The organism is Paenibacillus sinopodophylli (assembly GCF_005930355.1).
Classification (GTDB): domain Bacteria; phylum Bacillota; class Bacilli; order Paenibacillales; family Paenibacillaceae; genus Pristimantibacillus; species Pristimantibacillus sinopodophylli.
Window position 1 is genome coordinate 1 of sequence record NZ_VDBO01000030.1, and the last position, 10,561, is coordinate 10,561.

8 protein-coding genes are annotated in these 10,561 nt (G+C 45.0%); all 8 read right to left on the reverse strand.

Annotated features, from left to right (window positions below; translation table 11 throughout):
* Positions 1-176: 176 nt before the first annotated feature.
* Entirely contained in the window at positions 177-638 is a 462-nt protein-coding gene (locus FGT79_RS30265) for a hypothetical protein (protein ID WP_138756539.1), read from the reverse strand.
* Between the two features lie 42 nt (positions 639-680).
* On the reverse strand, positions 681-2,834 hold the full coding sequence (locus FGT79_RS30270) for a phage tail protein (RefSeq protein ID WP_342778553.1): 2,154 nt from the start codon (positions 2,832-2,834) through the stop codon (positions 681-683).
* A 44-nt stretch (positions 2,835-2,878) separates the two neighbouring features.
* Positions 2,879-3,016, reverse strand: coding sequence for a CD1375 family protein (locus FGT79_RS31460; RefSeq protein WP_171056533.1), 138 nt, complete (start codon positions 3,014-3,016; stop codon positions 2,879-2,881).
* 58 nt (positions 3,017-3,074) lie between these two features.
* Positions 3,075-3,179, reverse strand: a complete 105-nt coding sequence (locus FGT79_RS32360) for a CD1375 family protein (RefSeq protein WP_281286054.1) — start codon at positions 3,177-3,179, stop codon at positions 3,075-3,077.
* Positions 3,179-3,538 carry a hypothetical protein gene (locus FGT79_RS30275; RefSeq protein ID WP_212758663.1) on the reverse strand — a complete coding sequence of 120 codons (360 nt, stop codon included), beginning with the start codon at positions 3,536-3,538 and terminating at the stop codon, positions 3,179-3,181. Before FGT79_RS30275 ends, FGT79_RS32360 begins: the two co-directional genes overlap by 1 nt.
* 10 nt (positions 3,539-3,548) lie before the next feature.
* A complete protein-coding gene (locus FGT79_RS30280; protein ID WP_138756541.1) occupies positions 3,549-5,357 on the reverse strand; it encodes a hypothetical protein in 1,809 nt (602 codons plus the stop codon).
* 12 nt (positions 5,358-5,369) lie between these two features.
* Positions 5,370-6,182 (reverse strand): phage tail domain-containing protein, encoded by an 813-nt coding sequence (locus FGT79_RS30285; RefSeq protein ID WP_138756542.1) that lies wholly within the window; start codon positions 6,180-6,182, stop codon positions 5,370-5,372.
* On the reverse strand, positions 6,179-10,561 hold a 4,383-nt coding region (locus tag FGT79_RS30290; RefSeq protein WP_138756543.1), incomplete at its 5' end, for a phage tail tape measure protein. The genes FGT79_RS30285 and FGT79_RS30290, both read right to left, overlap by 4 nt.

The window sequence follows — 10,561 nt, forward strand, 5'->3', positions numbered from 1 at the left end:
GAGTTGCTCGGATCCGTGGAACATCGAGATGGATATTACGCATTCTTTAATCTCTTCAACCGGCTTATCTACATCAACCGTTATTTCAAGCTTCTTTTTAACATCGGCCATTTAAAACTTCCCCTTATACTAAAATAGCCCCCGAAGATTATCGAGGGCTTTAAATGTTGATTTAATTATTTAATCTCGGACTTCTGCTTCTCCAGTGAAACCAATTGTTCATTCAGAGCAGCTATTTTTTCGTTAATCGCACTTTTCTTTTCAGGTGAAAAATCAGGATTCATTTCAAGGAAGGACTGATAGAACTTAATGTCTGATTTAGTTGCTTCAATCGACATTTCCAATGATTCTGTTTTAGTCAAGACATCCCCTCCCGCTTTTTTGGTGTTCAAAATTACATTCTTTCCTTGGAAACCTACTTCAAGGCCGACAGCCTCACTAATTGAACGTACCGGTGCATAACTTTTTCCATCAACAATAATAGCATTATCAATTTGTGTGCCGTCGAGAGTCACAGTCCATTCGCTTTGAATCTTCTTGCCTACAAGTGCAGATATCTCTGTTGCATATGCGCTTGTGCCAACACTCAAAACAACACCAACCACAATTCCTGTTATCACATAATACACTTTTTTCAAAATAACCATCCTCTCCAGTATGTGGAATTATCCTCCATTCTACTAGATGGTATGATAATGGGTAAACCCTCCGCTGGCTGAAAAAATAACAGATCCCGTAACAACGCCCGAAGAATTTACTACCGCAAGACGAGTGCCTTCTGGTATTCCGTGATTATGTGAGGGTTGGGTGTGACTCGATGTAGATGCTCCTAGGCCAACTTTGTCATTCAGGGCTTGTTGTAACGTTTGGGAATTAGCGGTGCTAAATAGTTTGTTCCAACTGTCAATACGTGTCACCCCGAATACATTACGAATAACCACATCTACCCACGCGATTATGTCTAAATTCCCATTAGAAGCGCCAATATAAAGATCACTATTCTCAGAATAAATGGCGCCTTGCCTGATATTTGATCCGATGAATTCAAGTCCTGGAGTACTTGATAAATTAGATGAAATACCAACGTAGTTGCTTCCGCTGTAATAAGCTCTCAGCAAATCACCATCAGAGTTTAGTTCGATCCTCGGATATACGCCTGCTGCTTTCGTTTGGATCTTCGCTCCAGTCAACGTACCGCCTGTTATTGTACCGTAAGCGTTAATATTTCCCGAAAACGAACCGCTTGTCGCGTGTACCTCTCCAGCTATTGTTGCCATGTTTGCAACAAGTTCTCCTGTCATATTAACTCGAAATGGCGAACTGCCGAAGGCTTGATGACCGAGGTGTATGCCGCTTTGATTTGCCTTGAAGACGTTGTTACCTATCCCTATTTCAATTTCAACGAAATTTCCAAGCTTACCTATTACCTTCGGAGCTAAAATTCCCTCGGCGGTTATGGCTGCTTCGGCCGTAAAGCCTCCATCTCGCGTAATATACATTCCTTTAGAAGATAGCACGACTTGATCATTCGGAATTAACTTACTCCGAAGTACAATCCCTCGCTCGTCGTAAATGATCTCAGATTTACTATTGTTGATGTCATTTACTGCCTGAGCGGCGAAGCTTTCAAATGCTGCCGTCCTTACTTTCCCACCGCTCACCAAGTTATCGACGACCTGCTTCGACTTGTCCAAGTCTGCGATAATGTCCATGTAATCCCTTAGAAAGTAGTTGGCAAGCTTTACATCTGGATGCTTGTTATTTTCATAAGGGTATTCCACCACTTCCATTGCGCGAGCAGTAATTCCGTTGATCTGCATGCCAGCATCAAACATAGCTACTGTGTCGCCTAAGTAAATCTCAGGTTCCTCGTCATCGATCTTGTGCAAGTCTGCTGCGCTGATCGTAACGTCGATAGCAGGTACTTCATTCTCTCTTAATGCCTTTCGTGTAGCTTTCAGCAGCTCCAGAGGATCTTCTATATCTTGATTGATGATCTCGTTATCAAAATAAGTGTTTGTCGTATTCGACCAGTAAGCAGCGTAAGGGGAGATGAGGTAGTTCACTTTAATCTCGCCACTCACAATGGCGCCAGGCACCGCGTTCAGTAACGCTCGCTCCTCAGTTGTCAGGTTCGATGCTGACAAACCTATGAATGTCCGACCGTCTTTCATTTGAGAAAACATTCGTGTTGCAAGCGTTCTGGAGCTGTCTTTGAAATTAACATTGATGATATTCTTTTGGAAACGATATTGTAGACCGCGGTCCATACCGATCTGCTTCTTGATATGAATGACGAAGTTGTCCGGCTCGATCTCGCAGCCGTAAATCTCAATGACTTTGTTTAGCGCCTGCAAGCAGTTCCCTCGGCCAAAGTCCTTTACATCCTGTAAATCAAATGTGTCATCTAGCGAGAAGGTGAACTTGCCGCCTGTTGCCGCTGATATGTTATTCAGAAGCGTGACGATGTTGATGCCGAATCCCTCATCCATGTACGCTGCATACGGAAACTTTATATCCGACAACTTGAATATCACATGCATGCAATCAAACTGCACAAGCCGCTTCTCTCCGTCCCGCTTCCGCGATCGATCATTGATGACATAATACTGGCCGCGCTCATCCTGAACGTGACCTTTAATCTGTATTTTGTCGTAATCCTCGCTATTCATCGGCAGCGTGAAGGATATTTCATAATCGCTATTTAAACGGCGTGTACGCTGTACATCAATGGCATCTGGCAATACACCAACTGCCACTAAGTTTTTATCGTATACCTTAAGTATGTCGTTACCTCCTTCCGCCAGAATAGGCTCCGCACATACGGAGCCTATTACAGTATTTTCGGAGCAATGATCGCCTCAGAATCACAACGCCACTACTCAGCAATTGGAGCTCCTGTAGTGTCGTAGCCAAGTACTGTCAGCATATCTTCAACGGCAGGCTTTGAGGATGCTGGAACCTTGTTAAACGTCAGAGCGCCTTTAATGATCAGTGTGCAGTATACTGGAATCATATCTTCACCTCCTCTCACAAAACATAGAATTAGGTTGATTAGCGCAGACCTGATCATGCTAAGCCCCTGCAAGCGCCGATTCCACATCTTGAAGAATGGATGTCGGAACATCACTTAACTTAATAGCACCACGACGAATGAGTTTTACATATACCTCTATCATTAAGATTCACCGCCCATAGACAAGATAAGTCCGTGTAGTTCAACTAATGCAAGCATGTTGGATAAATTCTCTTCTTCCAGCTCTGCAATTCGTTCTTCTGCTGTTGGTGATTTAGGAGGCTGTAGCAGCCATTCAGCATCAAGCTCTTGCTGTGTTCGCGGTACGATTTCTCCATCCCACATAAACCGATACTGCCCGCGCTCATTGGTTAATGACCCTGAAAACGATTCATGAAAGTGCCGCGATGCATTCTCGGCGTACAGGTGGTCTGTCGCCAGTGGCTGCTCGAAGGCAGAAGAAAAGCCGTGGATGATGATCCCGGCTTCATTGGTCCTGATATAGTGTTCATATCCGTTCATCGTTTCCCTCCTATAATTCGGCATCTGCTGTAAAATCGAATTGATACATTGCGCTAACTGCTATGGTTGTACCGAAGATACCTATAGCACCAAGTCCTTTAGTTGACACGTCTACAGATATACCTGTAGCAGACGCTAAAGCTCCATCAGATACTTTACGAAATTGGTTAACAACTCCATTTTGAGAAAGTACTAGAGTTGGGATTGTCCGCATCGTTACTGGGAATATAATCCCTCCAGCTAGCACGGTTGCTGCTGCAGCGCTATAGCAAAAAGATCCACCAGTGGAAGAAGATGAATCGAAGGATTTAAAATAATACCTTTGACAGAGCGCTAACTCTTCGGCAAAAGAACGCGGTTGGAACGGTAGTGCTGTATCTCCTGCATTAACTTGTACTTGGGCAATATCGATATCACCTGATCCGACAAATGTTTCTTGTGAGGACGCTGCATAATTAGCTTGAGTAGCTGCATCCCAAGCATAGGCGATAACCAAAATCAGAGAATCGTCGTTATTCGTACCAAATTCCTTTCCAACCAGCGTATTGGTATCAACTGCAACAGTGAATTTCTGCCAGCTTGATGTAAGTGTGAAATTATTCCCCGCGATTGTTTCTACTGCTGAAGGTGTGCCGCCACTTCCATAGTTCTTAACTAGGCTAACTCCAATTTTCTTTCCAGCAATAGTGCTTCTTGCATAAAAGGAGAACGTTAATTTCTTGCCAGCACCACACAACAACTTTATTCCATTTTCTATTAGGTGATTTAATTGATAGCGATAAGGCCCTGTTCCTGCTCCGTTAGTGTTTACACGATAAAAATAGTTAGCGTTAGGTATGTCCCCTGGTGTCAACGTCTGACGCGAATGGATGATATTTGTTGGTCGCACTCCCGTTAGGTTATTAATAGCGATTTTAAAACGATCCGTGGTATAAGTTCCGGTAGCTGGATTTGTAAAACTCGTGCCACGCTGCCACACATCTATATTGCCGTTGATAAGTGCGTTTTGAAGTACGCCTGTCCTCGCTCCTGCCACATCGTTTAAATCTTTATTGAGTTGTTCGATTGATTTAACAGGCGGAATATACCAGATTGCTTTACCTGTAATCGCCTTAATCATATTAGCCAACTTGCTCCACAAACGAGTAGGCGTATCCGCACCTGTAGCTGCAGTTACTGTATCGTCAATCGTCCGATTACCGATCACCGTGTCTGTTGCTGATCCAGCCGTACCCGCAGCAGTAGCTACACCATCTAACTTGGATTTGTCTGCCCCTGACATTAAGCCGCTGTTACCACTCGCGACGGCATTAGGGATAATGTCAGTCCCACCAGTAATATGACTGCTTGCATGCGCGCCTGGTGTCGCTGTTCCTGTAGCGATAATCGTCACCGTGTCCGTTGTTGGATTCGTGGTTACCGTAATTCCGGTACCGCCTGCGATGGTGAGCGTATCGGTCTTCGAGTCGGCATCCACATCACTCTGCCCCGCAACTGCGACCTTAGAAAATGAATTCTGATTAACCTCAGCTCCAGCGGCAATGCCCGCGAGCTTATCCTTTTCAGACTGAGTCGTGTGAATGGCACTGTTGCTGGTGTGTGTATTTAAATTATTTTGCACGACTGTAGCTTTGGCCTGAGCGCCTGCTGGTGTCTCTGCGCCTATTTGCACCACCGTGACCTCGTGCGGGTTGCTTTTACTGGCTACGTGCAAATCATGCTTGTCTAGCTCTGTTTTAATATCCGAAAAGTTATCGTTGTGCCGCTGTAGGTTAGCTAAGTCGAGAAATTTAGAAATTATTCTTGGAATGAACGCCATGCCTGCCCCTCCTTAATATAAATATTGATGTCTGAATATGAATTCAATGGATATGTTCGGATTAATGCCAGTGAGCGTGAAATTCGTGATACCCGGTTTAAGCACAAAAAAAACGCCATTCGATTGTGAGAAGGCGTTTAGAGTATTTAGCTTTACTGTTTTTTTTCGCAAGCTACAATCCACTGACAAAACTGCATTAGCCATAACGCCACCAAACGTGAATGTTTGCTGTCCGTCAGATAGAGATAGGTTCGTACACGTTCCTGTGAATCTAACAAGCGGAAACGCCTCTGTCGTTCCTTGGTTGTCAATCTGGAAAGATTGACCGCTTGAAGTCACAAGAACGGAATAAGCGCTATATTCATAGCCTTGTCCATACTCCAAGCCTTGCCCGTATTCTTTAAGTGCAGTATCTCTCAACGATTCAGGGAAAGGATTGTACATTTTCATCGGTATGGATAAATTTCCGTCGAATATGATTTTTTCAATATTCATCGTACCAGCATATCTGGCGATATAGCGCCGATCCGGTAGATCACTATAGGTCAGAATAATATCTCCGTTACGAGCGTTAAATATTTGAGCGATGCGCGCCAGCTTTGCGTGATAATCTGTTGTTGGATTATCGGCCATCAATACACAATCATGCTCAATGACCCTCGGACCATACTCCACACCAAAATCAATTTCGCCATCCATACCCGCTATGGTTTGGTTGTACTCCCTAGTCTCCGGAAGTACAGGTATATCCCTCCTCTTGAGTCCCAGCCCAAGAGAGGAGAATGTGTCAATGCCGCCTTTGTGCTCAATGGTGACCTCAATCATCTTTGCTTACTCCCTCCTGACGATTGGAATCTACGAACAAGGCCATCCCTCTCTGACCAAAATGTTTTAGCTGTTGAAGAATCGTCTATATTAACGTCTCCAGTAGAAACGGTATAGTAATTATGGTTGACGATAGACTCGTTAGATCCCGAAGCCATCGGCATGCTGAAGCTTGGCATTTTAAACGACAGATTCGGAATGGCGAAGTTGAGCAGCTTGAAGAGGTTGCCTTGCTGCCGATCGTTCAAAATTAATTCTTCGGCATGCGCAATAACCGGTACCGCTTGGCCGCGTATGCCTTTTACCTTCCCGCCTTCCGAAAAGTGCTGCAGCTTGCCCGTATCTTGCTTGATGTTGTATTGATCGCGGATTTCATTATTACGAGCAGCAAGACTCGCCATCTTCGTTTTATCCCCGCTTGCTTTGGCTGCATCCCACAAGTCTTTATTGCTGTTGTACTCTTGTAGGTCACGTTCTTCTTGCGTCATAGATAATCCGCTTATCTTGCTCATTTTAGATTGATAAGCAAGGATGAAGGCGTCGAGTTGCGACAGGATCTCCGCGTTCTTCTCCGACTCCTTCAGCAGTTGGATTTGCTTGAGTGCATCCGCTTGTTTCACGGCCTCATTTGAAAAATCATTAAAAGCGTCAATGAGAGCATCGTAGTGTGTTTCGAGCTCTTTAATTTGATTTTCATATTCAGCTGTTTTAAGTTGTTTCTCATCCTCCAGTTTTTTCTTATCAGCTTCCAGACTGCGAATAGCAAGATCACGGCCGCGATCCAGTTCCATCTTCGCAATCTCTTTCAGTAATTCTTCGCGTTCTTTAATACCTTCCGGACCAACAGCAGATTGCAATAAAACTAACCTAGCTCGCTTCTCAGCTAACTGGGTTTCGTAATCATCATCGGCATTTTGCTCGCGCATTGATGCGATCAGATCATCGATCGCTTTTATCTTCGCGTCCTGAGCAGAAACGAAAGCGTCCTTCTCCTCATTTATTCGCTTGATGGTGTCGTTTTTGGCTTTCTCAAGCGCTGTCTGCTGGACGGTAACGAGTTTCGTTGTATCGGCAGTCGCTTTATCAATAAGCTGCTTCTTGAGGGCATAGACCTGCTCCTCTGCCCGTTTACGCTCCTCTGTTCCCTTGAGGTAACGGGATTGCACACGTAGCCATGCTTTGAGTTCATCTTCCAGCGACATACGACCCATAGCTTTTTCATGAGAGATATAGGACTCTGACAATGCCATCGTCTCGCGTATGGCCGCTTTTTTAGCAGCGTATACTTGTTCATCCAAGCTCATACGGATTTCGGAGCCTACTTTGTATTTACCTTGCAAACGTTGCAGCCATTCGAGTTCCTCTTTAGCAGATACCTCTCGGATTCCCTTTTGATGTGAAATCCAATTAGCAGAAGCATTATAGGTGTCCTGTTCCAGCTTCTTTGCTTCTTCAATTAATTGCTTTTTGAGCGCATATACCTTCTCGTCGGCGGCCATACGTTGTTCAGTTCCCTTAACGTACTGTGACTGTACCCGTTCCCAAGATGCTAATTCCTCTTTAGTCGAGAGTCGCCCCATTGCCTTCTGATGCTCAATCCACTTCTGCGATGCTGCGAAAGCCTTCGCTAATGGATCTTCTTCTTTCTTGCTGCTTTTACTGTCCTTTGCCTTGTCCGATTGTACGCCATAGCTCGGATCGGCACTGAGTTTACTGAACTTCTCGCGAATGGCTACAATCTTAGCAAGTTGTTGTACACTTTCAGGCACGTATAACGAATGAACACCCATTCCTTTTGTCATTTGATCCATAACGGACTGCGCTTCCGCTAAGCTCCCGATTGAATCCAATTCGACGCCATAATACTCCAGTCGCTTTTCTAACTCTGTATACATGGAGGAAGTGATACCCGCTTGCGTGAACCGGGATGTCTCCAATAATTCGATTTGTGATTGACGAAGCGACGCTACGGCGCTTTCTTCAAAAGACCAACCGTCTGCCGTCTTATAAATACTAGCAGCTAGTTGAGGATACTGATTGATCAACGTCTCTGCAGCTTCGGCGTTAAGTGACTGTCCTTTGGCTAGATCGGCGGACAATTGATTTAAATCTGCAATGCTGCCACTTACGTTAACGATTTCCTTTTGCAAATCTTCTAACGCATCGCCAACATCGACAATGGCGTCATCGTTTGCTTCGGTTTCATTCGCAGATTCGGCCATAGCCAGTCTAAAATCATCCGTTGAATCAGTAGTGGAACCTAGCTTGCCATCTAACATATCCAAAGATTGCTGACTGTTTTTAATTCGCTCATCCAGCACGCCAATTTGTTCGCTAACATCAACAATTTTTGTTGAAAATTCTACCGTATTATCATCAGGGTCGATGTTTAATGCAGGCATATTAGTGATTTCTGCCTTAATGCTCCGCCAAATTTCTCCGTAGATCCCAAACGACTTTGATCCATTATTTACTTGCTCATTCAAGAAGTCGAGATCAGCTTTTAAACGTTCCCGTTCTTCCTGTGCGGTTTTCAAGTTTTCGGCTTCTATAATTCGTAGTGCTTCTTTATATACAACCGAAAATGATTTAATTTTTTCGATATTCAAATCAATTGCCTTGCCGTTTTCGTCCCACTTCGAAATCATCTCCGGCATTACCTTACTCATTCGCTCGATAACGGTAGCCAATTCAACTTTAGCGGTTTTTATCTCCTGGTCCGAGCGTGTATTACCATCGACAATTTCTTTAAGCTCTCTGTATCTTTCGCCTAATGCATACGCATCGCGTTCCGCTTGCTTCGTGCTATCTACCGCCTTATTTTGAGCTCCTGCATAGCCGCTCCAAGCTAATGTAGCAACACCTATTGCTATCGAAATACCTGTCAAAATAGCTCCTATCGGCGTTGCGATAAACCCTCTTTGAGCTACCGTTGCTGCATCTGTTGCTACTTTCATCCCAAACATCGACTTTGCAGCGGCCGCTAGACCTCCGACCATAGCTATGATTGATTGTCCCGTTAGGAGTCTCATGCCCGTATTTAGTGTCATTATCCCAGCTCCAAGCAATAAAGCCGAGGTCAAGCTGTTTCGAATAGGGTCAGGAATGGAGTTAAAACCATCTACTAGCAGCTTGGTAGTGTCCGTTATACCTTTCAGTGCCGACAACAGGCCGCTGTCGCCAATGGAAATAATGAGCTCGTCCCATGTCGCTTTAAGCTGCTGTGATTTCTTTGCTAACGTCTCCATCGCAAGCGCATTTTCTCGTTGCGCTGAGCCGAAAGAATTTTCCGCAGTCTCTGCAATTTCCATAACCTTTCCGTAGTTATTCATAAGCGCAATAAACTTAGATGCCTGGTCTCCACGGGCAATCGCTTGTGTAATCTCATGACGCTGCGCATCTGCTAAACCGTCCCATTTAGTAGCGACACGACCTAGAATTTCGCTGAATGGCATCATTTCGCCGTTTGCTTTCTTGATTAGACCCACATATTTTTCAAGTTTATCGATCGCAATATCGCGGCTAGAAAATGAAATGAATGATTTGATTGCGTTACCTGCATTCGCACCGCTGAAGCCTGCCTGATTGAGTACGGTGAGGTATCCAATCAGTTCATTAATGGGCACTTTGGCGTTTTTAGCAGCAGCTCCAACTCGGTTCATACCTTCTAGTATCTTTTTCGAGGTTGTCGGGTAGTTGTTCGACACTTCGTTGATGCGATCCAGTAGCCTTGCCGAGTCCTCTGCAGCTAAACCATAGTTGAGTACAGCCCCGGTCATGAGCTCCTGTGCTTGAGCTGCGCTCGTAAATGATTGCTCAACATTCTTTGCCATGAGGGCGGTGGTGGCGAGTGCTTTCGATTCCCGCTCATTAAATCCGCTTTGTGCGATGAGTGTATACACGCCAGCTGCCTCATTGAGTGCATATCCGTATTCCTTTGCTGATTCAACCATCGAGTCTTTAACAAACGCCACATCAGCTGTATCACCCATAACCCGCTGCACATTGACGAGCTCGTACTCAAATTGCTTCAACACGCTAATAGCTTCTGTAGCTCCTCGTATGATGTTGGAGTACATAGCTTGAGAAAAGACGTATTGCGACGAACGATTGAACACGCTGTTGTTGTTAAGACGTCTAAGTTGTTCAGCTTGTTGTACTTCTTGCCTTGCAATCTCTCTACGCACGCGTTGTTCGTACTGCAACGTTCGCTCTCGATCTCTGGACACTCGCTGAACACCTTGTTGTTCCTCGATTCCGATCTGCCGTCGCATCCGGTGTTCGGCTTGCAGGACACGTTCCCGCGTTGCATCATCGGTTCCCGTGGCTTTGGCCGCGCTGGCTCCTGTTGATGTAACCCGGTTCTGCAAAGCCTGCAT

What these genes read in the sequence shown, in the direction of transcription:
- FGT79_RS30280 (WP_138756541.1), bottom strand. Translation starts at nt 5,357, where the DNA reads ATGGCGTTCATTCCAAGAATAATTTCTAAATTTCTCGACTTAGCTAAC.
- FGT79_RS30275 (WP_212758663.1), bottom strand. Translation starts at nt 3,538, where the DNA reads ATGAACGGATATGAACACTATATCAGGACCAATGAAGCCGGGATCATC.
- FGT79_RS32360 (WP_281286054.1), bottom strand. Translation starts at nt 3,179, where the DNA reads ATGATAGAGGTATATGTAAAACTCATTCGTCGTGGTGCTATTAAGTTA.
- FGT79_RS31460 (WP_171056533.1), bottom strand. Translation starts at nt 3,016, where the DNA reads ATGATTCCAGTATACTGCACACTGATCATTAAAGGCGCTCTGACGTTT.
- FGT79_RS30285 (WP_138756542.1), bottom strand. Translation starts at nt 6,182, where the DNA reads ATGATTGAGGTCACCATTGAGCACAAAGGCGGCATTGACACATTCTCC.